The following is a 24,564-nucleotide window of genomic DNA, read 5'->3' on the forward strand; positions in this document are numbered from 1 at the left end:
ACTGTGATAGACCCACTCGCGCCGGGAGGATGTCGGGTTGCTTGGGGGGTCTGCATGCTTCTGCCGACGCTCCCACAATAAACAAAAGATAACGGAAAAAAGGTTGGGAAAAATGAAGATTAAGCTTCTGTCGGTCGCCATTGGCGCAGCAGTCTTCGCACTTGGCGCTTCGGCAGCTTCGGCGGCGACGCTCGCGGACGTGAAGGCAAAGGGTTTCGTTCAGTGCGGCGTCAACTCGGGTCTCCTGGGTTTCGCGCAGCCTGACGCTTCCGGCAACTGGGCCGGTTTCGACGTCGATTTCTGCAAGGCCGTCGCGTCCGCCGTCTTCGGCGATCCGACCAAGGTCAAGTATACGCCCCTCTCCGCCAAGGACCGCTTTCCGGCCTTGCAGTCGGGCGAAGTGGACGTTCTGTCGCGCAACACGACCTGGACGATCAACCGCGATACCGCTCTCGGCTTCAACTTCCGCCCGATCACCTATTACGACGGCCAGGGCTTCATGGTTCGCAAGAGCCTGAACGTGAAGTCGGCTCTCGAGCTTTCGGGCGCGGCCATCTGCGTACAGTCCGGCACCACGACCGAGCTGAACCTCGCCGACTACTTCAAGGCCAACAACCTGCAGTACAATCCGGTGGTTTTCGAAAAGCTCGAGGAAGTCAATGCCGCCTATGATTCGGGCCGTTGCGACGTCTACACCACCGACCAGTCCGGCCTCTATTCGCTGCGTCTGACGCTGAAGAACCCCGACGAGCACATGATCCTGCCCGAGATCATCTCCAAGGAGCCGCTCGGCCCGGCCGTTCGCCAGGGCGACGACCAGTGGTTCGACATCGTTTCCTGGACGGCTTACGCGCTGATCAACGCCGAGGAATTCGGCATCACCCAGGCCAATGTCGACGAGATGAAGAACTCGCCGAACCCTGATATCAAGCGCTTCCTCGGTTCCGAAACCGACACCAAGATCGGCACCGATCTGGGCCTGACCAACGACTGGGCCGCCAACGTCATCAAGGGCGTGGGCAACTACGGCGAAGTGTTCGAGCGCAACATCGGCCAGGGCAGCCCGCTCAAGATCGCACGCGGTCTCAACGCTCTGTGGAACAAGGGCGGCGTCCAGTACGCGCCTCCGGTCCGCTAAGCTTTCGTTACAAATGCCGGAAAGGCGGGAAACCGCCTTTCCATATTCCAAGAAAAAAGCCCAAAAACGGGCACACAGGGGATTAGGCTCGGCATGACGCAAGAGGCTGTGCACACGACACCTTTGCCGGAGAGCCGCTGGACGTTCCAGTCGGCACTTTACGACCCGAAATTAAGAGGAATATTCTTCCAGCTTCTGACCGTGGTTCTGCTCGTTGGTTTCGTTGCGTGGGTCGCTCACAATACGGCGCTCAACCTGCAACGCAGCAACACGGCATCGGGTTTCGCATTTCTCAATGGACGCGCCGGCTTCGAAATCGGCCAATCGCTGATCGCCTATTCGAGCGATCCGACCTATGGTCGCGCGCTGGTCGTCGGCATTCTCAACACCATCCTGGTTGCCATCACCGGCATCATCACCGCGACGATCATCGGCTTCGTCGTCGGCATAGGGCGCCTGTCGCACAACTGGCTGATCGCCAAGCTGTGCACCGTCTATGTCGAGGTGTTCCGCAACATTCCGCCGCTGCTGGTCATCTTCTTCTGGTATTCGGGCGTTCTAGCGGTGCTGCCGCAGCCGCGCGAATCCCTGAACCTGCCCTTCAACATGTTCCTGAACAATCGCGGCCTCGCCTTCCCGAAGCCGATGTTCGAAACAGGCATGTGGTTCGTCCTCGCGGCCCTCTTGATCGGCATCGTCGCCACCGTGATCACGGCGCGCTGGGCGCACAAGCGACAGGCCGCCAGCGGCAAGCAGTTCCATACGATCTGGGTGTCGATCGCCCTGATCGCCGGGCTGCCGATCCTCGTCTTCCTGGCGACCGGTCTGCCGATCGCCTTCGACGTCCCCGTGGCCGGCAAGTTCAACCTGACCGGCGGCTCCGTCGTCGGGCCGGAATTCATGTCGCTGTTCCTGGCGCTGTCCTTCTACACGGCGGCCTTCATCGCCGAGATCGTGCGTGCCGGCATCAGGGGCGTTCCGAAGGGACAGTCGGAAGCGGCCGGGGCGCTCGGCCTGCATCCGTCCTCGGTGACGCGCCTCGTCGTCGTGCCGCAGGCCTTCCGCATCATCATCCCGCCGCTCACCAGCCAGTACCTGAACCTGACCAAGAACTCGTCGCTGGCGATCGCCGTCGGCTTCTCGGATCTCGTTGCCGTCGGTGGCACGACGCTCAACCAGACCGGCCAGTCGATCGAGGTCGTCGTCGTGTGGATCGTCGTCTATCTCGGACTCAGCGTGCTTACCTCGCTGTTCATGAACTGGTTCAATGCCAAGATGGCACTGGTGGAGAGATAAGATGTCCGGCTCGAACATTTCCTTCGTCCGCAATGCCATTCTGGAGCCGCAACCGGCTCCGGCGAGCCAGCGCGGCGCAGTCGCCTGGATCCGGCGCAATCTTCTGGCCACACCGAAAGACGTCGTGCTGACGGTGATTGCCGTCGCGGCACTGGCCTGGGTGCTGCCGCAGATGATCAACTGGCTGTTCATCCAGGCGGTCTGGACGGGAACGGATCGCACGTTCTGCGCCACGACGGTCCAGGGCGGCACGCAGCCGGACGGCTGGAGCGGCGCCTGCTGGGCCTTCGTCAACGCCAAGCTCGATCAGTTCGTTTACGGCCGCTATACGCTCAACGAGCGCTGGCGCCCGACACTGGTGTTCATCATGTTCGCCGCGCTGCTGACGCCGATGCTGATCCCGTCGATGCCGCGCAAGGGGCTGAACGCCCTTCTGCTCTTCGTCGCCCTGCCGCTCGTCTCGATCTGGCTGCTTTACGGCGGCTTCGGCCTCGAGATCGTCGAGACACCGCTCTGGGGCGGCCTGCTCGTGACGCTCGTCGTCTCCTTCGTCGGCATTGCCGTGTCGCTGCCGTTCGGCATCGCGCTCGCCCTCGGGCGGCGCTCGAAGATGCCCGTGGTGAAGATGGTCTGCGTCATCTTCATCGAAGTCGTCCGTGGCATCCCGCTGATCACCGTCCTGTTCATGGCGAGCGTCATGCTGCCGCTGTTCCTGCCGCAGGGCTGGAATGTCGACAAGCTGATCCGTGCCATCATCGGCGTGTCGATCTTCGCCTCGGCCTACATGGCGGAGGTCATCCGCGGCGGTCTGCAGGCCATTCCGAAGGGTCAATACGAAGGCGCCGATTCACTCGGGCTCGGCTATTGGCAGAAGACGCGGCTGATCATCTTGCCGCAGGCGATCAAGCTCGTCATCCCCGGCATCGTCAACACCTTCATCGGCATGTTCAAGGATACGTCGCTGGTTTCGATCATCAGCATGTTCGACCTGCTCGGCATCGTTCGCCTGAACTTCTCCGATGGCAACTGGGCATCGGCGGTCACACCGTTGACAGGCCTGATCTTTGCTGGCTTCGTCTTCTGGATTTTCTGCTTCGGCATGTCTCGCTATTCGGTGTTCATGGAACGCCATCTCGACACCGGCCACAAACGATAAGATCAAGGGAAAAAAATCATGGCTGAAGCCCAACCCAAGAAGATGACCGTGTCGGCAACCGATGTTGCCATCGAGATCATCGGCATGAACAAGTGGTACGGTGACTTCCACGTGCTGCGCGACATCAATCTGAAGGTCATGCGCGGCGAGCGCATCGTCATCGCCGGCCCGTCGGGCTCCGGCAAGTCGACGATGATCCGCTGCATCAACCGCCTGGAAGAACACCAGAAGGGCCAGATCATCGTCGACGGCACGGAACTGACCAACGACCTGAAGAAGATCGACGAAGTGCGCCGCGAAGTCGGCATGGTGTTCCAGCACTTCAACCTCTTCCCGCACCTGACCATCCTCGAAAACTGCACGCTGGCGCCGATCTGGGTGCGCAAGATGCCGAAGAAGCAGGCCGAGGAGATCGCCATGCACTTCCTCAAGCGCGTCAAGATCCCGGAGCAGGCCAACAAGTATCCGGGCCAGCTCTCCGGCGGCCAGCAGCAGCGCGTGGCGATCGCCCGCTCGCTGTGCATGAACCCGAAGATCATGCTGTTCGACGAGCCGACCTCGGCGCTCGACCCGGAAATGATCAAGGAAGTGCTCGACACCATGGTCGGCCTTGCCGAAGAGGGCATGACGATGCTGTGCGTGACCCACGAAATGGGCTTTGCCCGCCAGGTCGCCAACCGCGTCATCTTCATGGACCAGGGCCAGATCGTGGAGCAGAACTCGCCGGCCGAGTTCTTCGACAATCCGCAGCACGAGCGTACCAAGCTCTTCCTCAGCCAGATCCTGCACTAGGACTGCGACAACCGCCGAACATCAACAAACCCGCCCGGCAGCGCCGCGGCGGGTTTTTCATTCATGCGCGGGGTGGGCACCTGGGAACGAAGGCGCCTCTCGGCGTCATCCTCGGCCAACGTGCCGATGATCCAAGCACACCGCCGGAAATACAACGGTGCCGGTCAAGCCGATCGAACGAAACAAAGGCGCCAGATCGGGCCGCAAGGTGCCAGCTATCCATCCCGTCGAGCAGATGGAGAGACCGGCAGATGCTCGGCACAAGACCGTGCATGACGACGGAAAGGGTGGCTGGCGCCGGAAGCCCGTCCAGGCGACGCCCTTCCCCGCCTCGCCGTGGCAGCCAGGCGGGACGGCGGATGCCGTCCCGGGATGCTCGGAGCCGAAATCAGGTCTTCAGCTTGGCATTGCAGAGGCTGTAGTAGCCGCCGCCCTTCTGGATCCATTTCAGGCCGTTCAGCGTATTGGCGTCCTTGTTGGTGCGGTAGGAATCGACGCAGGTGTGCATGCGGCCCTTGCCGGGTGTTTCCTTGGCGTATTGGGGAGAAATCGCCGTCGGGAAGGTCACGCCCTTGGGAGCGGTCATCGTCGGCTTCGCGGGCTCTTCGCCGGTCGCCATCGAGACGTCGGGCTCGGCGGTCGCATCCGGGCCGCACTGCGCCTTGCGGAAGTCGTTCCACTTGATGTCCTTGGCGGAACCATCCGCCTGCGCCGACTTGTACTTGGCGCTGCACTCCTTCATCGAGAGCGCCGACGAGGGCGTGGCGAAGGCGAGCGCGCCGAGCAGGGAAACAGAGGCAAGAATTGTCAGATGCTTGATCATGGTCATTCCTCCAAAGCCTAACATGCAGGCTAAGCCACTCTTATCCCGGCGCATTTTCTTGTCAACGCGGCTTTTTTGGTGGCTGCGCGAATATTCCTCGACACCTCGCTGGGGTGGTGCGGGGACGGATGGACCCGCAGGCCGCGCCCTGCCCCGCGCCGTCCTTTCACGTGAGCGTCAGCGGGTGTATAATCGCGCCGCTGGTTCTTCCCTGCATTTTTATGGAGGATGACATGCGCCAACCCGACATGCAAAAAGTGGATGCCCTCGTCGGCCGATTGGTCGGCGATATCGGCGCCGCCGTATCCGGCTCCCTGGTGGTGCTCGGCGACGACGTCGGACTGTTCAAGGCGATGGCCGACGGCGAGCCGGTGACGGCGGCGGAGCTTTCGAAAAGGACAGCGGTCAAGGAACGCTATCTGCGCGAATGGCTTTCGGCCCTCGCCGCCGCCGATTATCTCACCTACGACGAAAAGACCGACCGCTTCCGGCTGACGCCGGAGCAGGCGCTGGTTTTCGCCGAGGAGGACAGCCCCGCCTTCTTCACCGGCGCGTTCCAGCTGGTGCAGGCGATGTGGACCGACGAACCCAAGGTGGCCGATGCCTTCCGCACCGGCAATGGGCTGGGCTGGCACGAGCACAGCAACTGCCTGTTTCGCGGCACCGAGCGCTTCTTCCGCACCGGCTACAACAACAGCCTCGTCACCGAATGGATTCCGGCGCTCGATGGCGTCGAGGACAAGCTGAAGGCCGGGGCGATGGTGGCCGATGTCGGCTGCGGCCACGGCAGTTCGACCATCCTGATGGCGCAGGCCTATCCCGCCTCGCGTTTCGTCGGCTACGACTATCACATGCCGTCGATCGAACGCGCCCGCGCCGCCGCCAGGGAGGCCGGCGTTTCCGACCGCGTCAGCTTCGAGCAGGCGTCGGCCTCGACCTTCCCGGCCGGGCGCTACGATCTCGTCGCGATGTTCGATTGCCTGCACGACATGGGCGATCCCGTGGGTGCGGGAAAGCATGTGAAGGAGACGCTTGCGCCCGGCGGCACCTGGATGATCGTCGAGCCCTTCGCGCATGATCACCTCAAGGACAATCTCAACCCGGTCGGACGCGTCTATTACGGCGCCTCGACGATGATCTGCACGCCCGCCTCCATGTCGCAGGAGGTCGGACTGGCGCTCGGCGCGCAGGCCGGCGAAACCCGATTGCGCAAGGTGGCGCTCGATGCCGGCTTCGGGCATTTCCACCGCGCCACCGAAACGCCGTTCAACATGGTGTTCGAGGTCCGCGCTTGAGAAGAAGCCGAAACCGACGGTCCGGACACGATCGAAGCATGAGCAAACGCTGAAAATATCCGTTAACTATCAAAGCGATAGGGAAAAGATCAGCACATGGCCATTTTTCTGCGTTTTGCCGCTTGCGGGAATCCGAGTGCCTGATTATAAGGGCGCCACCACGAAGGAAGCGCCCTTCGTCTATCGGTTAGGACACCAGATTTTCATTCTGGGAAGAGGGGTTCGACTCCCCTAGGGCGTGCCATCGTGGTTGATTTCATTACATTATTGTGAATACGGCGGAAAACGCGCCCGATGCGCAACCGGACATCCGGTCGCGTACCCTCTCCCACATCCTATCGCCCTGCCGTCTCCCGTCGAGTGTTCAGCCGTCGGCCCAACGTCGTCATTCACGGGGGGATTCGGCGAGACGGCGCGCTCCAGCGGTGCTCGCCAGAAAGCGGCTGGCGATCCACATCGCCAGCGCGATACCGCTGAAAGCGGCTCCCAGGACGCAGATTCCCGGCCAGCCGTACCGCGCATAGGTCGCCGTGGCGGCGATCGCGCCGGCAGCGCTGCCGACCGAGTAAAAGATCATGTAGCCTCCGATCAGCCGACCGCTCCTGTGCGGGTGCAGGCTGACCACGACGCCGAGATTGGTGACGTGGACGGCCTGAACCGCGAGATCGAGCAGAAACACGCCGACGAGCATCAACGAAATGGAGCGCGGCAGGAAAGCGATCATTCCCCAGGAGGCCAGCAGGAGCGCCAGCGACGCCCCTGTTGTCCACCGGCCGTAGCCCTTGTCCGCCAGCCTTCCCGCGCATGTCGCTCCGATCGCGCCCGCCACTCCGACCAGACCGAACAGGCCTATCAAAGTCGGGGAATAAGAAAATGGCGGCGCGCTGAGCGGAAGCACCAGCGCGGTCCAGAAGGTGCTGAAGGATGCGAAGATCAGCAGCGCCAGCATGCCCCGAAAGAGCAGGACCGGTTCACGCAGGAAGGTGGATGGCACGGAGAGGAGAGCGCCGAGATAGGTGTCCGGATGCCGCGCCGCCGTCTGGCCTGGCAGCGTCCGCACAAGCATGCCGATCATCGCGACCATGAGCAGTGCCGATATCATATAGACCGCCCGCCATCCGCCGAAATCGGCAATCGCGCCGGCAACGGATCGCGCCGCGAGGATGCCCGTCACCACGCCGCTGGTGACAGTGCCGACCACGCCGCCGCGTTGAGCCGGCGTCGCCAGCGCCGCGGCCTGGGCAATCAGGATCTGAACGAGAACCGCCAGCAATCCGACCACGCCCATCCCAGCGAGCAGCATCGCTTTCGCGCCAGCCGTCGCGACGACGACAAGCGCGATCGCCGAAAGCAGCCCCTGGACGACGATGAGCTTTCGCCGGTCGACGAGATCGCCGAGCGGCACGATGAAGATGAGGCCCAGCCCGTACCCGACCTGCGTCAGCGTGACGACAAGGCCGATGCCGGAAGGCGAGATGCCGATATCACGCGCCATGAGGTCGAGCAGCGGCTGCGCGTAATAGATATTGGCGACGCTCATTCCCGCTGCCGTCGCGACGATCAGCGTTTGAATTCTCGACAATCCACGGGCCGGAGCCCCGTTCGGGGCATCCGCGGTTTTCTCGCTCATCGGGTCTTCCTCGCGATTTCAGTTCAGTGCGCCGTTGAAATCACTTGGTTCGCTGCAAATCCAGTTCTAAGATAGAACCAGATTACGAGGGGAGACCTGGTATCGATGGTAAAGCGCGTCAGCCTGTGGAATGCCGGTTGCCCGGTGGCGCGGGCACTTGATGCGATCGGCGACTGGTGGTCGTTGCTGATCATCCGCGATGCGTTCGATGGCAAGCGCCGCTTCGGCGAGTTCCAGACCGGGCTGGGCATCAGCAAGGGCGTGTTGTCGACGCGACTACGCGACCTGGTGAAGCGAGGGATCCTCGAAACCGTGCCGGCCTCGGATGGAACCGCCTACCGAGACTATGTCCTGACGGATAAGGGACGCGGTCTGTTTCCCGTGATCGTCGCATTGCGCCAGTGGGGTGAAGACCATCTGTTCGCCGACGGGGAGGTTCGTTCTTCGCTCGTGGACAGGGAGAAGCGCGCGCCGGTCGCGCGGCTCGAGGTCCGATCCGCCGACAATCGTCCCCTTATCTGGAGCGAGACCGAGGTGACGGGCTGACGTCGTCCCGAAACATCAGCCGGGCGACAGCCGGATGGATGCCAGCCACTCTTCCAGCATGCGCCTGATGGCCTGCTCCGCCGTGCCGTTGCGGTTGAAGGCCCACCAGGTGTGTGCGCCCTGCCAGATGGCGGCCATTTGCCAACCGAGCCTTTGTCCTTCATCCCGATCGCCGGAGAGACGGCGGCCGAGCGCATCGGCAAGCGATTGTCCCCAAGCCACGCCCCGGGCGCGCAGGGTGGGATTGCGGATATCTTCCCTCAACAGCAGCAACCCGTCGGCCGCATCGCGATCCGCCTCCCCTGGCGGCATCAGCCGCATCAACAGGCTGATGGCCCCTTTGGGGTTCAGCTCCTCTTGCGCGTCGGCCGTCTCGGTTTCGATTTGCAAGCGGTCCCAGGCCCTGAGCAGGACCGCCTCGACGAGATCGACGCGGCTGCGATAGCGCTGCACCAGGGTCGATGGCGACAGCCCGCAGGCCTCGGCCGCCAGCGCGAATGTCAGGCCGTCGGGGCCGGTCCGGACAATCGTGTCGAACAGATCGTCGAGCACCTGCTCGTCGGAAATCATCTTGTGTCTTGGCATGATCGTATATAAACATATGTTCGTTTATTTATCAAGGAGGAGACCATGGCCAGAATTCTCGGATACATCGCGGCGAGCCTCGACGGGCTTATCGTCTCCGGCGAAGGGTCGCTCGACTGGCTCTATCAATATGACGGCATGGACCTCGGGGAGCACGACTATGCGCTCTTTCTCAAACGCATCCGTACGGTCGTCATGGGGCGCGCGACCTATGACTTCATCGCCAGCGAGCCGTCGCCCTGGGCCTATGGCGATCAGCGGGTCATCGTTGTCACCTCCCGCCCAATCGACGATCCGAAAGGGCCGCTGGAGGTTCGCGGCGACATCGACGCGTTGATAGGCGAGCTGCGCGCGCTCGACGACGGCGATGTCTGGATGCTGGGCGGCGGAAGGCTGCAGATGGCGTTCATGGAACGCGGCGCGCTGGACGAGATCGAAATCTACGTGATCCCGGAACTGCTCGGCTCCGGCCAGCCGCTCTTTCCGCTGACCGGCTTCAGGGCCAGCCCTGAGCTGATCAGCGCCGCGCCGATCGCCCGCGGCTGCGTCCGCCTTCACTACCGTTTGTGACGATGCCGGATTTCAGCGCGGGGGTGCCCGCTCATGGCAGTGAGACGCCGTCCGACAGCAGGCGCTAAGTGGACACTTTGTCAGAAACGACTACGCTGGAAATTCTGTTGAAAGCAGCCCCATCATAAGGTCGTCATGCCATTTGCCATCTACGAAAGCGGTCTCCCGCTCTCGTCCTTCGACGATGAACCCACATTTCGCGTAGGCTCGGATCGCACGTTCGTTGTAGGCAAGCACGCGTATCCCAATGCGATGGAGTTTCAGCTCACGGAAAGCATGTTGCAAGAGCAGGCGAATAGCTTCGGTGCCGATGCCTTTTCCGAGAAATGACGGGTCATATATTCCGATGGCCATGGACGCACGACGATCCTGGTCATTGATGCTGTGCAGCTTGATCTCTCCAATCAGCCGCTTTTCGACCTCTATTATCCAGACATGGGGACTTTGCGTCTGAGCTAGGGCCCATTGCTCGGCGGCGTGTCTTGTCATTGGCAACACATCTGCCGAACTGACACCGAACATCTTGACGATCTCGGCATCCGTTCCCAGCGCAAACCGCGCCTCGGCATCATCAGGTGAAGCCGGTCTCAATCGAACCCTTCCAACGCCCAGAACCATCATCGAAGCAATCCAGCGTGTTACCGTCGTCACGCCACCTTATGCAAAACTTGTCTGATCGCAATGTACGGTTGGCCTGAAGCAGTCGTTCGCCTTTGGCCGCTTGCTTATCTCGTGGGCAAGCGCTTGCTGTCTTCAGGTGTCGTCATTTCTTCTTCGCTTGATCGTGATGCCACTTGATGGCGAAGAACATGGCCACGCCCAACACGAGAATCTTGAGCGGAAAGAATATTATAGGGAACCAATCCCACATTTTGGGTACTTCCGAGCTGTTATCCGACACTATCTGCCGGTCAGGAACAGCTATCTCAAAATTACCTCATCCGACATCAGCCATGTTGACGCAGATGCGATCTTCCACGCGCACCCGCCCTCAGTCGCGATATTGCGGTTCTTCCGCGTCGAGCATGCGCTTGATCGCCTCCAGATGCAGCCGCGCCGATTCCGGATCGCCCTCGCGCATCTGCCGGTAGGCGGCTTCGGCGATATCGGGATCTACGGGCAAGACCTGGCGGCCGGTGGACAGCGCCAGCGTCTGCACCTGGCAGGCGCGCTCGAGATAGTAGAGATCGTCCCAGGCTTCGGCGATGTTGGGCGCCAGCACCATGACGCCGTGATGCTTCATGAAGACGATGTCGGCATCGCCGATCGCATTGGCGATGCGGTCGCCCTCGCGCTCGTCCAGCGCCAGGCCGTTGTAATCGCGGTCATAGGCGGTGCGGCCGTAGAATTTGAGCGCCGTCTGGCCGGCGAAGATCAACGGCTCGCCCTCGGTCATCGACAGCGCCGTCGCATAGGGCATGTGGGTATGGAAGGCGACGCGGGCGCGCGGAACGCGGGCGTGGATGCGGGCATGGATATAGAACGCAGTCGCCTCCGGCTCGCCTTCTCCCGAGACGACGTTGCCGTGAAAATCGCAGATCAGAAGCTTCGAGGCCGTCAACTCGCGGAAGGCGTAGCCATAGGGATTGACGATGAAGAGGTCGTCATAGCCGGGCACCAGCGCCGAGAAATGGTTGCAGATCCCCTCCTCCAGCCCATGGCGCGCCGCCATGCGAAAGCAGGCCGCCAGATCTGCGCGGGCCTGCCAGACCTCCTCGGTGTCGAGTTGCGGCTGGTTAGCGCCGGAGGTGCCGGTTGCCGCGGAGGACTTGTTCAGGGAATGCGCCATATCGATGCTCCATTGCGAATAGATGTCAGGCGGTGGAAATACCGGACAATCGGCAGCCCTCGCCGGACGTGACCGCATGGTAGCGTGCCTTGCGCGGAAGACCAGCGTCGCTGCAAGCCAATTTCGCGCGGATGCCGCGGCATGGCCGGCTCGCCGGCACGAAATCCCAGGCTGCGTCCAGTTTGCTCAGCGAGCGATGGCGCCGTCGATGACCCGCAGCTGGACGCGGCGCGAGCCCTGATAGTGGTTGTCGCCGAGCGAGCCCGCCACATGCAGGTTGGCGCCGCGCGAGTTCAGGAGCAGGTTACCGAGCTGCGTATCGGCGGCGCGAAACGCGATGCCGTCGAGGCGAGCGCCATCCATGGCTTCGAGCGTCACCTTCACATGCTTTTCGCCGACGATCCTCGAGTCGCGGACGCGGTGGGCGGGGATGGCGAAGATCGGCTGCGAATGGCCGGAGCCGTAGGGACCCGCCGTTTCCAGGCGATCAATCAAATCAATCGTCGCACCGCTGGCGCCGATCGCGCCGTCGATCTTCAGCGTCTCGTTGGCCACCAGCGCCGCAACGGTCTTTTCGGCGCGTTCCGAAAAGAAGCCCCGCAGGCGGCCGAGCTTGTCGCGCTCGACGGTGAGGCCCGCCGCCATCGCATGGCCGCCGCCCTTGACCAGCAACCCCTCGTCGACCGCCGCGCGCACCATCTTGCCCATGTCGAAGCCGTTGATGGAACGGCCGGAGCCGGTGCCCTTGCCGTTCAAATCGAAGGCGATGGCGAAAGCCGGACGCTTGAACTTTTCCTTCAGCCGCGCCGCGATCAATCCGACGATGCCGGGATGCCATTTTTCATGCGCGGTGACGATGACGGAGGCGCCGCTGCCGTCGCCATATTCGGCATAGGCCTCGGCCTCGGCTTCCTGCAGCATGCTGGCTTCCATCACCTGGCGGTCGCGGTTGAGCTCGTCGAGACGTTCGGCGATGGCCTCGGCTTCGCCGGCATCATCCAGCGTCAATAGCCGGCTACCGAGCGCCGCGTCGCTGATGCGGCCGCCGGCATTGATCCGGGGGCCGATGAGGAAGCCGAAGTGATATGGGGTCACCGGCCCGGCAAGGCCCGCCTTGCGAAACAGCGCCGAAAGACCGGCATTGCCCTGATGGCGGGCGGCGATCAGGCCCTTGACGACATAGGCGCGGTTCAGGCCCTTCAGCGGAACGACGTCGCAGACGGTGGCGAGCGCCACGATATCCAGCCATTGCAGGAGGTCGATGCCGCGCGCCTTCGGATGGCCGGCCTCGCGCAGCAGCCGGAGCGTCGCGACCAGCACGAGGAAGACGACGCCGGCGGCGCACAGATGCCCCTGCCCCGACAGATCGTCCTCGCGGTTCGGATTGACCAGCGCATGACACTCAGGCAGGTCATGTGTCACCTGGTGGTGATCGATGACGACGACGTCGACATGGCGCCTGGCTGCCGCCGCCAGCGCCTCGTGGCTGGTGGAGCCGCAGTCGACGGTGACGATCAGGCGGGCGCCGTTGTCGATCAGCTGGTCCATGGCGGCGGGGTTCGGGCCATAGCCCTCGAAGACGCGGTCGGGGATGTAGATTTCGGATGTCACGCCGAAATGGCTGAGGAAGCGATACATCAGCGCCGAGGAGGATGCGCCGTCGACGTCGTAGTCACCGAAGATCGCGACCTGCTGGCGGGCATTGATGGCGTCGGCGATGCGTCTGGCCGCCTTCTCGCAGTCGGTCAGCTTGTAGGGATCGGGCATCAGCGAGCGCAGCGTCGGATCGAGGAACTCGACCGCCTCGTCGACGGTGACGCCGCGGCCGGCGAGCACGCGGGCGATCAGATCCGGCAGGCCGTGCGTCTGCGACATGGCGAGCGCCCGGTTCTGCCCGGCCTGGTCCAGCCGCGAGATCCAGCGATTGTCGAGAACGGATTTCTCGACACCCAGAAAGGCGCGCTGTACCGGATCGGCCGGGATATCCATTGTGTCGTCCGAGTGTCTTACGTGTTTGCCGTCGTTACGTGGTTCTAACGATCCTGGAGCGCAAACGAAAGATGGCAGGCAGATCAGTGCTCCGCTTCCCACAGGATAGATCACCGCACGGTGACCCACACTCTCCCCTCATTCTCGCCCTTGTGGCGGGGATCCAGCCACGGCGCGTCTGCGCCGTGAGAAGACTCTTTCAGGCCCAAGGACTTGGGCCCGCTGGATTCCTGTGACAAGCACAGGAATGAGGTGAGAAGGAGAAACCGCGCCGCAGTCGGTAAGATAGACCTCAGTCCTCCTTCGGACGCTCGATGCGGATCACCTGCGGTTCGCCGACCAGATAGCCTTCGACCTTGATCGCCGCGACCGCCTTGCGCACCGATTCCTCGGTGGTCGCGTGGGTCACGAGGATGATCGTCTGGTGGTGCGACGGTGCGAGGTGCTGCTTGGAGCGCTGCACGATGGATTCGAGCGAGATGTGGTTTTCGGCCATGCGGGTGGCGACGCTGGCGAAGACGCCGGTGCGGTCGAGAACCGTCAGACGGATGAAATAGCCGCCCTCGTGGCTCTGGATCTGCGCCTTGCGGTAAGGTTTGAGCGACCTGGCGGGGTGGCCGAGCACCGGCACCTGCTGGGCGCCCGGGCGGCTCTTGGCGATGTCGGCGATGTCGCCGAGCACCGACGAGGCCGTGGCATTGCCGCCGGCGCCGGGGCCGACCATCAGCAGTTCGCCGAGCACGTCGGATTCGATCGCCACGGCGTTGGTGACGCCATCGACCTGGGCGATGACGCTGTCGACGGGCACCATGGTCGGGTGCACGCGCTGCTCGATGCCGGTATCGGTGCGCTGGGCAACGCCGAGCAACTTGATGCGATAGCCGAGTTCGGCGGCCGCATGGATGTCCTCGATCGAGATGTTGGTGATGCCCTCGAGATAGATGTCGTCGACGGAGATCTGGTTGCCGAAGGCGAGCGTCGTCAGGATCGAGAGCTTGTGGGCGGTGTCGTTGCCCTCGATGTCGAAGGCGGGATCGGCCTCGGCGTAACCCAGGCGCTGCGCTTCCTTCAGGCAGTCGGCGAACGACAGGCCTTCCTTCTCCATCTTGGTGAGGATGTAGTTGCAGGTGCCGTTCATGATGCCGTAGACGCGCGAGATCGTGTTGCCCGTCAGCGATTCACGCAGCGCCTTGATGACGGGGATGCCACCTGCGACGGCCGCTTCGAAGTTGAGCAGCGCGCCCTTCTCCTCGGCGATCCTGGCAAGCTCGACGCCGTGATAGGCAAGCAGCGCCTTGTTGGCCGTCACCACATGGAGACCACGGTTGAGTGCCGCCTGGACGCCGATCCTGGCCGGCCCTTCGGCGCCGCCGACGAGTTCGACGAAGACGTCGATATCGCCCTTGGTCGCGAGTTCCTCTGGCGTGTCGAACCACTCGATGCCGCCGACATCGATGCCGCGGTCCTTGGTCTTGTCGCGGGCGGACACGCCGGTAATCAGGATCGGCCGGCCGCACGTCGCGGCAAGCTGGTCGCTGCGCTGCTGAATGATGCGAACGAGAGAGGCACCAACGGTACCCAAGCCCGCAACGCCGATTTTAAGGGCATCTGCCATGGATCGATCCTGAAATATGTCATGAAGGGCAGCCGCCGGAGCGGCTGCCGAAAGAACTGATTGTATCAGCGGTGAGCGTTCAACGAGACGACGTTGTGCATCGTCTCATCGGCGGTGGACATGAACTTCTTGATGTTGCGCGCCGCCTGACGGATGCGATGCTCGTTTTCGACGAGCGCCAGACGCACGTAATCGTCGCCCATTTCACCAAAGCCGATCCCCGGCGCCACGGCGACGTCGGCCTTCTCGACCAGCAGCTTGGAGAACTCGAGGCTGCCGAGATGGCGGAACTTTTCCGGGATCTTCGCCCAGGCGAACATGGTGGCCGCCGGCGGCGGAACCTCGAAACCGGCCTTGCCGAAGCTGTCGACCATGACGTCGCGGCGGCGCTTGTAGACGTTGCGGACTTCGGCGATATCCGAGCCGTCGCCGTTCAGCGCGTGCGTGGCGGCCACCTGGATCGGCGTGAAGGCGCCGTAGTCGAGGTAGGATTTCACACGCGTCAGCGCCGCGATGAGCCGCTCGTTGCCAACCGCGAAGCCCATGCGCCAGCCGGGCATGGAGAAGGTCTTCGACATCGAGGTGAACTCGACGCAGACATCAATGGCGCCGGGCACCTGCAGCACCGATGGCGGCGGGTTGTTGTCGTCGAAGTAGATTTCCGAATACGCCAGGTCGGAGAGCACGATGATGTCGTGCTTCTTGGCAAACGCGATGACGTCCTTGTAGAAGTCGAGCGTGGCGACGTAGGCCGTCGGGTTCGACGGGTAGTTGACGATCAACGCCAGCGGCTTCGGGATCGAGTGCTTCACGGCGCGTTCCAGCGGCGGGAAGAAGCTGTCATCCGGCTCGACCGGTAGCGAGCGGATCACACCGCCTGCCATCAGGAAGCCGAAGGCATGGATCGGATAGGTCGGGTTCGGGCAGAGGATGACGTCGCCGGGCGCGGTGATCGCCTGCGCCATGTTGGCGAAGCCTTCCTTGGAGCCCAGGGTTGCGACCACCTGCGTATCCGGGTTCAGCTTCACGCCGAAGCGGCGTGCGTAATAGGCGGCCTGGGCGCGGCGCAGGCCGGGAATGCCCTTGGACGAGGAATAGCGATGCGTTCGCGGGTCCTGGACCACTTCGCAGAGCTTGTCGACGATCGCCTTGGGGGTCGGCAGGTCAGGGTTTCCCATGCCGAGATCGATGATATCGGCTCCGCCCGCTCGCGCGCTTGCTTTCAAACGGTTGACCTGTTCGAAAACATAAGGCGGCAAACGCCGGACTTTGTGAAACTCTTCCATTTCTTTCCCCACGGAAACGCGGCCACCATGACCGCAAATCGAAGTTCGTCCTAACTTCCGGCTGCTTGCGACACGAACTTCAGAATCGCCAAGGCCGTATTCATCAGACTTTCAGCGCACGGCGATTCTTTGACGGACCGCCGACAGGCTGACGCTTTATCGGGAAAATTTCATCTTCCGCACCTGACGGAAGGCTTTGCTTGCAAACGCCAGAGAAGGCAAGGCCTTATTTGGTGATTTCGGACAGCGTTTCAGGGCCGTGGTCGGCGGCGAGCTTGCGGTATTCCGCAACGCGGCGCTGGTACTCGGCTTCCGTGATGGTTCCCGCCTTGCGGCGGTTGCTCAGCGCCGTCAGCTTCTGCTGCAGGCCGGCGGCTTCCTCGTCGTTCATCTGAACGTTGGCGGCCGTCAGCGGCGCGCCGAAGCCCGGATAGCCATCGCTATAGTGCGACAGGCCGCTTTCGGTCGGCGCCTCGCCCTTGGTGGCGTTCATGACCACGGCCGTCGGGGCCGCTCGCCTCGCGGCGATCTCGGCCTTCTCTTCCGGCGTTCGCATGCATCCGGCAAGCGCCATGGCGCGGCGGCGCCGATCAGGGCGATGCGGGTGACGTTTGCGATGGTACGAATGCCTGTGTTGGTCATGCCGGAGGTTCCAAATCCTTAAGCTGCTTCGACTTGTTAAATTCGCAGCCTGCACAAAGCAATAGCATGAAGGCCCGTCAGCGGAACTTGTTTTCTTGATCCGAGCGGATACAACTTGATTTGGAGACAGATGCTGCCGCCGGAGGAACCGCGTGACCGACAGCAACCAGGACAAGGGCGAGAAGGGCCAGGGCCCGGGCTTCGAGGCGAAGGATTTCGATCCTTACATGCTGAAGGACCCGGAGACGATGGCGCTGAACTTCGCCCGCGCCCTGGAAAACCTGGGAAAAGCGGCGTCCGCCTGGCTTGCTCCGCGCGAAAGCGGCGAGATCCGGACGAACACCGCCGACCCCGTCACCGACATGGTCAAGACGCTCTCCAAGGTCAGCGAATACTGGATCTCCGACCCGCGCCGCGCCTTCGATGCGCAGACCAAGCTGATGACCAGCTTTTTCGGCGTGTGGATGCGCTCGATGCAGCGCATGCAGGGCGAATCGGCCGAGCCGGAGCCCGATCGCAAGGACAAGCGCTTCGCGGACCAGGATTGGGAGAAGAACCCCTTCTTCGAGTTCCTGAAGCAGGCCTATTTCATCACCGCGGACTGGGCGGAGAAGCTGGTCACCGAAACCGAGGGTCTGGACGAGCACACGCGGCAGAAGGCCAACTTCTACGTCAGGCAGATCACGGCGGCGATCTCGCCGACCAATTTCGTCGCCACCAATCCGCAGCTTTATCGCGAGACGATCGCGAGCAGCGGTGAAAACCTGGTCCGGGGCATGAAGATGCTGACCGAAGACATCGTGGCCGGCCACGGCGACCTGAAGCTGCGGCAGACCGACATGACCAAGTTCGCCGTCGGCCGCGACATGGCGCTGACGCCGGGCAAGGTGATCGCCCAGAACGAGATCTGCCAGATCATCCAGTACGAGCCGACGACCGAGACGGTGCTGAAGCGCCCTCTGCTCATCTGCCCGCCCTGGATCAACAAGTTCTACATCCTCGATCTCAATCCGCAGAAGAGCTTCATCAAGTGGTGCGTCGACCAGGGGCAGACGGTGTTCGTCATCTCCTGGGTCAATCCGGATGCGCGTCATGCGGCCAAGGACTGGGCGGCCTATGCGCGCGAAGGGATCGATTTCGCGCTCGAGACCATCGAGAAGGCGACCGGCGAGAAGGACGTCAACGCCATCGGCTATTGCGTCGGCGGCACGCTGCTGGCCGCGACGCTGGCGCTGCATGCCAAGGAAAAGAACAAGCGCATCCGCTCCGCGACGCTGTTCACCACCCAGGTCGATTTCACCCATGCCGGCGACCTCAAGGTGTTCGTCGACGAAGAGCAACTGACGCGGCTCGAGAACTATATGGATGTGACCGGCTATCTCGACGGCTCGAAGATGGCGACGGCCTTCAACATGCTGCGCGCCTCCGAGCTCATCTGGCCCTATTTCGTCAACAACTACCTCAAGGGCCAGGAGCCGATGCCCTTCGACCTCCTGTTCTGGAACGCCGACTCGACGCGGATGGCGGCGGCCAATCACGCGTTCTACCTGCGTAACTGCTATCTCAGGAACGCTTTGACCAAGGGCGAGATGGTGCTCGACGGCCAGGCCGTATCGCTGAAGAGCGTCAGGATCCCGATCTACAACCTCGCCACCCGCGAGGATCACATCGCGCCGGCGAAATCGGTGTTCCTCGGCAGCCAGTTCTTCGGCGGCAAGGTCGATTTCGTGCTCGCCGGCTCCGGCCACATCGCCGGCGTGGTCAACCCGCCGGACAAGAAGAAATACCAGTATTGGACCGGCGGACCGGCCAAGGGCGAATACGAGGACTGGCTCATCGACGCCGAGGAAGCGGCCGGCTCCTGGTGGCCGCACTGGCAGGCCTGGATCGAGGCCAAGGACGGCAAGCGGGTACCGGCTCGCAAGCCAGGGGGCGACGCCCTCAATGCGCTCGAGGAAGCGCCGGGCAGCTACGTGCTGGAGAAGGCTTGAACGGCATCACCGATCGGTGACGTCAATCTACTCAAACACAATCACGCTTGCCGGCGATGGCGGCAGCGGGCTGATCGCGATGTCGCGGAAGCCCGCCATCGACGCCATCTCGCGCAGGTCTGACGCCGTGTAGGCGTCGCCCTTCGGTGTCGTCGCCAGCATTTCGAAGGCGAAGGCGGCGGGGAAGTCGGGCGAGACGCGGTCCTCGTTGGGGACGAACTCGACGGCGATCAGCTTGCCGGTGGCGCTTAGGCTTGGGCGCGCCTTCTTCAGCAGTTCCGCGCAGCCGGCGATATCGAAGTGATGCAGGAAGTTCGGCAGCATGATGAGATCGTAGTCGCTGCCCCAGTCGACATCGAAGGCGCTGCCGGCGATGAAGCTGAACCGATCGGCAACGCCTGATGCCGTCGCATTCTCCCGCGTCAGCTCCAGCACCGGCTTCCAGTCGAGCGCGACGATCCGCGCCCGCGGAATGGCCCTGGCGATCTCGATGCCGAAGTAGCCGGGGCCGGCAGCGATATCGAGCACCTTTGACGGCGGTGACGGCCATGCCGCGACGTCGGCGGCAAGCGTCCTGCCCGCCCCGCCGGTAAAGGCGCCCATGGCGCGGGCAAAGCGCACCCACACGGGATTATCCGGCGAGAGGTTCGCCAATCCTTCGGCGCCGCCATTGCGCACGCAGGCGGCGGGGTCGGTCAGAAAGAGCGCGAGCATCTGCGGCGCCGCGATGAAATCGATCGCGGAGCCCATATAGGCCGGCGAGTGGCGATCGAGGAACGCGGCGCTCGACGGTGTCAGCGCGTAGACGTCGCCACTCTTGGTCAGGAAACCCGCGACGACGAGATAGTCGCACAGAATGCGAACGCCGCGCTCGGCGCATCGCATCCCGGACGCCGCCGCCCTGGCCGTCTGGCCCGTTCCGATGACGGTGAAGAGGTCGAGTTCGATCGCCGCCTTGATGGCGGCGGTCTTGCGGACGGCGAACATCGCATCGACCAGCAAGGCCGGCGAAACGTCGTTGCCAGGTGCTGCTTGTGCCGAAGACATCGGCGTCACCCCTCGGAAGCCCTCGATGCCACTTCATAGCACAATCGCAATATATTTTCCCGCTAATATTTACATGAAATCGGTGACATAGCCCCACACAGATCGACCCGTGCGCGTCACATTAGAAAAAAGCGAACAAGAACAACATGGTTAGCGGACAAGGTGAAGAATTTCACAACGGGCGACGCCGCCGTAAAGGGTTTGGTTACCATAATTCGTCATTCTCCAAGTCAACCGGAAAGCATGGAGAGGCCGCATTTTGGCCCCGATGCCCCATTACCGGCCCCGGCGAAGAAGTATCCGTTTCCGTGTACCGCCGGCCTCAGTAACGAGTTGTGAAAGACGAGTGTCATGGCGTTTGCGGTCGATGTGTTTGCCAATACCAGGCCAGTAGGTACGCCCATTTCTCGTTTCAGTCGCTTATTCCGCCTCATCTCGGGGGCGGGTCTCATCGGCGCAAGTTTTGCCGCCTCGGCATGGGTCGTGACATCGATCGCCACCGTGCCCGCAGCCGCGCCGCCGCCCTACAAGAGCGCCGCCAACGACATCGCGCTGGTGCAGCACGTCGCGGTGTCCGCCGCCTTCAAGGAGCGCCCCGCCGCTGTCAAGGAACGCAACATCCGCGTCTCCAAGTTCTCGCGCCTGCAGGCTTACACGGCGGCCGAGAACCGTCGGGCCCTGACGCCGGGCGCGATCAAGGCGGCATTCGCCGGCACCACCACCCCCGTCATCGCCGACGCCGTGCCCGTGCAGAAGGTGACCACCGTCACCTTTGCGGCCCCGGTTGCGGTCGCCCAGCCGTCCGTGACGACGAACCCGCCAGCGGAAGAAACCGTTGCCAGCGCATCCTCGCAAGATCGCATCATCATTCCGTCGAAGGCCGAAGTCGCGGCGCTCGAAGCCCCTGCCCTGCTGGCGCTGGCGGCGTCCGCGAAGACTGAAGCCCAGCCGAGGGCCAGCGTCGCGGCCGCGCCCGCCAAGCCCGCTGCCGCCGAAGTCGCGAGCGTCGCCACCAATACCGGCGCGGCGGTGAGCGCCAACAGCAGCCAGGCATTCGGCCTCGTCCTCAATGAAGGCGATACGTCCGCGCCGCTGCCGATGGCCCGCCCGGACGGAATGCTGAAGCGCGCGCCTGCAAAGGACGGCGCGACACGGCCGGCCGAACCGGTCCTCGCCTACGCGCGGCCCGATCTCACCGACGATCAGGGTGAAATCCCGGTTGTGCCGAAGCGCCAGGCAGTCGCCCGCGCCGGCGTCGCCGTCTACGACATCTCGGCGGGCATGGTCTACCTGCCGAACGGAGAACGCCTCGAGGCGCATTCCGGTCTTGGAAAGATGCGCGACAATCCAAGCTACATCCGCGAGAAGATGCGCGGTCCGACGCCGCCGCATATCTATACGCTGAGCATGCGCGAAAGCCTGTTCCACGGCGTGGCCGCGATCCGGCTCAATCCAATCGGCGGCGCGGGCAAGGTGTTCGACCGTGTCGGCCTGCTCGCCCACACCTACATGCTCGGCGCCAAGGGCGATTCCAACGGCTGCATCTCCTTCAAGGATTACAAGCGCTTCCTCGCCGCCTTCAAGCGCGGCGACATCCAGCAGCTGGAAGTCGTCTCCAGCCTGCCGGACAAGCCGAAATCCACCGTCGCCTCGCTGTTCTCGTCGCGGTCCTGATCGGACCGCGACGTTCACTCATGCGGCGTCAGCTCAGCGGCCGCCGGCCGCCTCGACGATCATCCGGGTGATCTCGTCGGGATGCGAGATCATCGACAGGTGGCTGGATTTGAGCTCGATGGTCCGCGCGCCCATGCGCTTGGCCATGAAGCGCTCCAGATCCGGGTTGATCGTCCGATCCTCCGTCGATACCGCATACCAGCTCGGCTTCGAGCGCCATGCCGCCTGCGTGGTCTTGCCCGTCAGCAACGCCTTGTTGAACGGCTGCTGCACGGCATGGAGCACCCTGGCCTTCGCCTCGGGGATATCGCCGGCGAAATCGCGCAGGAAGGCCGCCTCGGTCAATCGTCCCTCATCGCCATCGAACACGATCCCGGCGGAAGCCGGCGGGGTTGGATAGGTCTTTGCCAGCGCCGCATAGTCCTCGCCCGCATCGGGAGCGCGGGCGGCGACATAGACCAGCGCCGAAACCTTGGGATGCACGCCGGCCTCGGTGACCAGCATTCCGGAGAAGGAGTGCCCGACGAGAACGGTCGGACCATCCTGGCGATCCAGCACCTTCTCGACCGAGGCGACGGCCTCCGGCAAGGTGGTCAGCGGATTCTGCACGGCGGTGGCGTTGAAACCGGCCGCCTGCAGGCGAGCGATCACCTCCGTCCAGCAGGAACCGTCGGCGAACAGCCCGTGCGCCAGCACGATATTGCGTGCCTTGGCGGGCTGCGCCATCGCGGCCATGCCGCGTGTGGAGACAAGGGAAGCGGCAGCACCGGCGAGCAGCGCTGTCGAGAAAGTCCGTCTGTTGATGATCATGGTCTTTACCTTCGGCTTTGATCGATCCGACCCGGCGACGGGCTGTGAACCCGCGCATGATCGGCACCGGTCGATCCGCTCGGCCTGCCGGTTCTCTTCCGCGCACCGTCGCGACACCCTGAAATGGGCCGCCGTGCCTTGGCCAGGACCTGCAGCCCGGGCACGATCGCCGGCTGGCGCAGGTGAGGATGGCCCTCGTCCAGACATGCCGTTTATGCCTGATTTTCCTGACGCGACCGGTATACGTCGGCGCCGAAGCTTTTGTTACAGTCCGCCTTGCAGCGGAAATTTGCGGCCGGGACCGCCTTGTCGGTCCCGGCGCGATGCGCTCAGACTTCCTTCAGGCTCGGCGCATTGTCGAGGCGGCCGATCAGCGTCGCGCTCGCCTCGTTGAGGCCGATCACCTCGACGGCAACGTCGTGCGCCTTGAAGCGCTGCACCACCCGGTCCAGCGCCGCGACGGCAGTGATGTCCCAGAAATGCGCGTGGGTGAGGTCGATCGTCACCGCCATGCCCTCGGCATCGGCGATGTCGAAGGCGTCGATGAAGACGTCGGCGGACGCGAAGAAGACCTGGCCGGCGACATGGTAGACGATGCGCTCGCCTGCCTCGTCCGTCTGCTTGCGGATCGACAGGAGCCTGGCGACCTTGAAGGTGAAGAAGACGCCGCTCAGGAGGACGCCGACGGTGACTCCGAGCGCCAGGTTGGCGGTGAAGACGGTGACGACGACGGTCGCCAGCATGACGATGCTGGACGTCTTCGGATGCACCACCATGGTCTTGACCGACGACCAGTCGAAGGTGTCGATCGACACCATGACCATGATCGCGACCAACGCCGCGACCGGCACCTGCGACACCCACGGCTTGAGCAGCACCATGAGGATCAGCAGCAGCGCGCCGGCGAACAGCGTCGAGAGACGGCCGCGGCCGCCATATTTCACGTTGCTGACCGTCTGGCCGATCATGCCGCAGCCGGCGATGCCGCCGAACAGGCTGGCGGCGGTGTTGGCGATGCCGAGGCCGGCACATTCGCGGTTCTTGTCGCTGGTGGTGTCGGTGAGATCGTCGACGACACTCGCCGTCATCATCGATTCCAGCAGGCCGACCATGGCGATGGCCAGTGCCGGGCCGGCGATGATGCGAAGTGTCTCCAGGGTCAGTGGCACCTGCGGCCAGGCGAAGACCGGCAGCGGATCCGGCAGCTTGCCGAGATCGGCAACGGTCAGGACCGGCAGCTGCAGGCCGACGGAGGCGACGGTCAACAGCAGGATGCAGATCAGCGGCGACGGGATGGCGGTGGTGATGCGCGGCGCGATGTAGATCACCGCCAGGCCGGCGGCCAGCATGGCATAGGCGATCCAGTCGCCACCGATGATGTGCGGCAGCTGCGCCCCGAAAATCAGGATCGCCAGCGCGTTGACGAAGCCGGTGCGCACCGATTTCGACACGAAGCGCATCAGGACGCCGAGCCGCAGCAGGCCGAAGACGATCTGGATGATGCCGGCGAGCAGGCCGGCGGCGAAGAGATAGGGCAGCCCGTGGGAGCTGACCAGCGGCGCCGCGACCAGCGCCACGGAGCCGGCGGCGGCCGAGATCATCGCCGGGCGGCCGCCGGTGAAGGCGATGACGATGCCGATGACGAAGGAGGCGAACAGGCCGACCTGCGGATCGACGCCGGCGACGAAGGAGAAGGCGATGACCTCGGGGATCAGCGCGAAGGTGGCGACGGCGCCGGCAAGCATTTCGCGTGTCGGATTGGAAAACCAATCCCGGCGGATCGAGGATACGTGCATGTTGATGATATCTCGCAAAGCGTGGCCCAACGCGCCCGGACGGGCGGTCGAAAAATGGCGTGCAGGTTTTGCGTTGTCTGGCGGATCGGCGGCC

At 63.4% G+C, this 24,564-nt stretch carries 20 protein-coding genes, 1 tRNA gene, 1 pseudogene and 1 other annotated feature (1 of these 23 cut by a window edge); of the genes and pseudogenes, 10 read left to right on the plus strand and 12 right to left on the minus strand.

From position 1 onward, the window contains the following. The first annotated feature begins 112 nt into the window (after positions 1-112). The 4 genes from P3R82_RS17070 (at position 113) to P3R82_RS17085 (ending at position 4,382) form a co-directional block, all read left to right on the plus strand. Positions 113-1,138, plus strand: a complete 1,026-nt coding sequence (locus P3R82_RS17070; protein WP_283194687.1) for an amino acid ABC transporter substrate-binding protein — start codon at positions 113-115, stop codon at positions 1,136-1,138. Between the two features lie 93 nt (positions 1,139-1,231). After that, positions 1,232-2,434: an amino acid ABC transporter permease gene (locus tag P3R82_RS17075; protein ID WP_283194688.1), complete on the plus strand. Its 1,203-nt coding sequence runs from the start codon at positions 1,232-1,234 to the stop codon at positions 2,432-2,434. Position 2,435: 1 nt separating this feature from the next. Then, positions 2,436-3,590: an amino acid ABC transporter permease gene (locus P3R82_RS17080; RefSeq protein WP_183899848.1), complete on the plus strand. Its 1,155-nt coding sequence runs from the start codon at positions 2,436-2,438 to the stop codon at positions 3,588-3,590. Between the two features lie 18 nt (positions 3,591-3,608). Next, the gene (locus tag P3R82_RS17085; RefSeq protein WP_018900031.1) at positions 3,609-4,382 is read left to right on the plus strand and encodes an amino acid ABC transporter ATP-binding protein; all 774 of its coding nucleotides are present in this window, start codon (positions 3,609-3,611) and stop codon (positions 4,380-4,382) included. A gap of 388 nt (positions 4,383-4,770) precedes the next feature. On the opposite strand, the gene P3R82_RS17090 is transcribed toward P3R82_RS17085, so the two are convergent. Then, positions 4,771-5,205 carry a hypothetical protein gene (locus P3R82_RS17090; protein WP_283194689.1) on the minus strand — a complete coding sequence of 145 codons (435 nt, stop codon included), beginning with the start codon at positions 5,203-5,205 and terminating at the stop codon, positions 4,771-4,773. Between the two features lie 233 nt (positions 5,206-5,438). Between P3R82_RS17090 and P3R82_RS17095 the strand changes: the two genes are divergently transcribed. Further along, complete coding sequence (locus P3R82_RS17095) at positions 5,439-6,500, plus strand: class I SAM-dependent methyltransferase (protein ID WP_283194690.1); 1,062 nt, start codon at positions 5,439-5,441, stop codon at positions 6,498-6,500. A 169-nt stretch (positions 6,501-6,669) separates the two neighbouring features. After that, positions 6,670-6,744, plus strand: a tRNA-Glu gene (locus tag P3R82_RS17100). Positions 6,745-6,885: 141 nt separating this feature from the next. On the opposite strand, the gene P3R82_RS17105 is transcribed toward P3R82_RS17100, so the two are convergent. Next, complete coding sequence (locus P3R82_RS17105; protein ID WP_283194691.1) at positions 6,886-8,130, minus strand: MFS transporter; 1,245 nt, start codon at positions 8,128-8,130, stop codon at positions 6,886-6,888. A 105-nt stretch (positions 8,131-8,235) separates the two neighbouring features. Here P3R82_RS17105 and P3R82_RS17110 point away from each other — a divergent pair, with 105 nt between their 5' ends. Then, positions 8,236-8,676, plus strand: coding sequence for a helix-turn-helix domain-containing protein (locus P3R82_RS17110; protein WP_283194692.1), 441 nt, complete (start codon positions 8,236-8,238; stop codon positions 8,674-8,676). A gap of 15 nt (positions 8,677-8,691) precedes the next feature. On the opposite strand, the gene P3R82_RS17115 is transcribed toward P3R82_RS17110, so the two are convergent. After that, positions 8,692-9,261 carry a TetR/AcrR family transcriptional regulator gene (locus tag P3R82_RS17115; protein ID WP_283194693.1) on the minus strand — a complete coding sequence of 190 codons (570 nt, stop codon included), beginning with the start codon at positions 9,259-9,261 and terminating at the stop codon, positions 8,692-8,694. A 45-nt stretch (positions 9,262-9,306) separates the two neighbouring features. Between P3R82_RS17115 and P3R82_RS17120 the strand changes: the two genes are divergently transcribed. Beyond that, positions 9,307-9,831, plus strand: a complete 525-nt coding sequence (locus tag P3R82_RS17120; protein WP_183899844.1) for a dihydrofolate reductase family protein — start codon at positions 9,307-9,309, stop codon at positions 9,829-9,831. 90 nt (positions 9,832-9,921) lie between these two features. Here P3R82_RS17120 and P3R82_RS17125 read toward each other — a convergent pair whose 3' ends face one another. From P3R82_RS17125 to P3R82_RS17150, 6 genes and pseudogenes are all read right to left on the minus strand, one after another. Continuing rightward, positions 9,922-10,452 carry a GNAT family protein gene (locus P3R82_RS17125; protein ID WP_283194694.1) on the minus strand — a complete coding sequence of 177 codons (531 nt, stop codon included), beginning with the start codon at positions 10,450-10,452 and terminating at the stop codon, positions 9,922-9,924. Positions 10,453-10,822: 370 nt separating this feature from the next. Further along, a complete protein-coding gene (locus tag P3R82_RS17130) occupies positions 10,823-11,620 on the minus strand; it encodes an aldolase (protein ID WP_183899842.1) in 798 nt (265 codons plus the stop codon). 186 nt (positions 11,621-11,806) lie between these two features. Next, on the minus strand, positions 11,807-13,609 hold the full coding sequence (gene recJ / locus P3R82_RS17135) for a single-stranded-DNA-specific exonuclease RecJ (protein WP_283194695.1): 1,803 nt from the start codon (positions 13,607-13,609) through the stop codon (positions 11,807-11,809). 292 nt (positions 13,610-13,901) lie between these two features. Further along, positions 13,902-15,224, minus strand: a complete 1,323-nt coding sequence (locus P3R82_RS17140) for a homoserine dehydrogenase (RefSeq protein ID WP_283194696.1) — start codon at positions 15,222-15,224, stop codon at positions 13,902-13,904. Between the two features lie 65 nt (positions 15,225-15,289). After that, positions 15,290-16,510, minus strand: a complete 1,221-nt coding sequence (locus P3R82_RS17145) for an LL-diaminopimelate aminotransferase (RefSeq protein WP_283194697.1) — start codon at positions 16,508-16,510, stop codon at positions 15,290-15,292. A gap of 226 nt (positions 16,511-16,736) precedes the next feature. After that, positions 16,737-17,152, minus strand: a pseudogene (locus P3R82_RS17150) (hypothetical protein). A 152-nt stretch (positions 17,153-17,304) separates the two neighbouring features. Between P3R82_RS17150 and phaC the strand changes: the two are divergent. Further along, positions 17,305-19,143, plus strand: coding sequence for a class I poly(R)-hydroxyalkanoic acid synthase (gene phaC, locus P3R82_RS17155; protein WP_283194698.1), 1,839 nt, complete (start codon positions 17,305-17,307; stop codon positions 19,141-19,143). Between the two features lie 27 nt (positions 19,144-19,170). Here phaC and P3R82_RS17160 read toward each other — a convergent pair whose 3' ends face one another. Continuing rightward, positions 19,171-20,190 carry a class I SAM-dependent methyltransferase gene (locus P3R82_RS17160; protein ID WP_283194699.1) on the minus strand — a complete coding sequence of 340 codons (1,020 nt, stop codon included), beginning with the start codon at positions 20,188-20,190 and terminating at the stop codon, positions 19,171-19,173. Positions 20,191-20,673: 483 nt separating this feature from the next. Between P3R82_RS17160 and P3R82_RS17165 the strand changes: the two genes are divergently transcribed. Beyond that, the gene (locus tag P3R82_RS17165; RefSeq protein WP_349294072.1) at positions 20,674-21,864 is read left to right on the plus strand and encodes a DUF2778 domain-containing protein; all 1,191 of its coding nucleotides are present in this window, start codon (positions 20,674-20,676) and stop codon (positions 21,862-21,864) included. A gap of 33 nt (positions 21,865-21,897) precedes the next feature. Here the strand turns inward: P3R82_RS17165 and P3R82_RS17170 are convergent, their stop codons facing one another. After that, on the minus strand, positions 21,898-22,674 hold the full coding sequence (locus tag P3R82_RS17170) for an alpha/beta hydrolase (protein ID WP_283194701.1): 777 nt from the start codon (positions 22,672-22,674) through the stop codon (positions 21,898-21,900). A gap of 329 nt (positions 22,675-23,003) precedes the next feature. After that, complete coding sequence (locus P3R82_RS17175; protein WP_283196367.1) at positions 23,004-24,470, minus strand: SulP family inorganic anion transporter; 1,467 nt, start codon at positions 24,468-24,470, stop codon at positions 23,004-23,006. Positions 24,471-24,541: 71 nt separating this feature from the next. After that, positions 24,542-24,564 (minus strand) — a sequence feature (sul1 is cis-regulatory element that is thought to sense ions involved in sulfur or methionine metabolism; They are found in Alphaproteobacteria) (it continues 33 nt past the right edge of the window).

Origin of the sequence: Rhizobium sp. AN80A, from assembly GCF_030053015.1 — a bacterium.
Taxonomy (GTDB): Bacteria; Pseudomonadota; Alphaproteobacteria; order Rhizobiales; family Rhizobiaceae; genus Rhizobium; species Rhizobium metallidurans.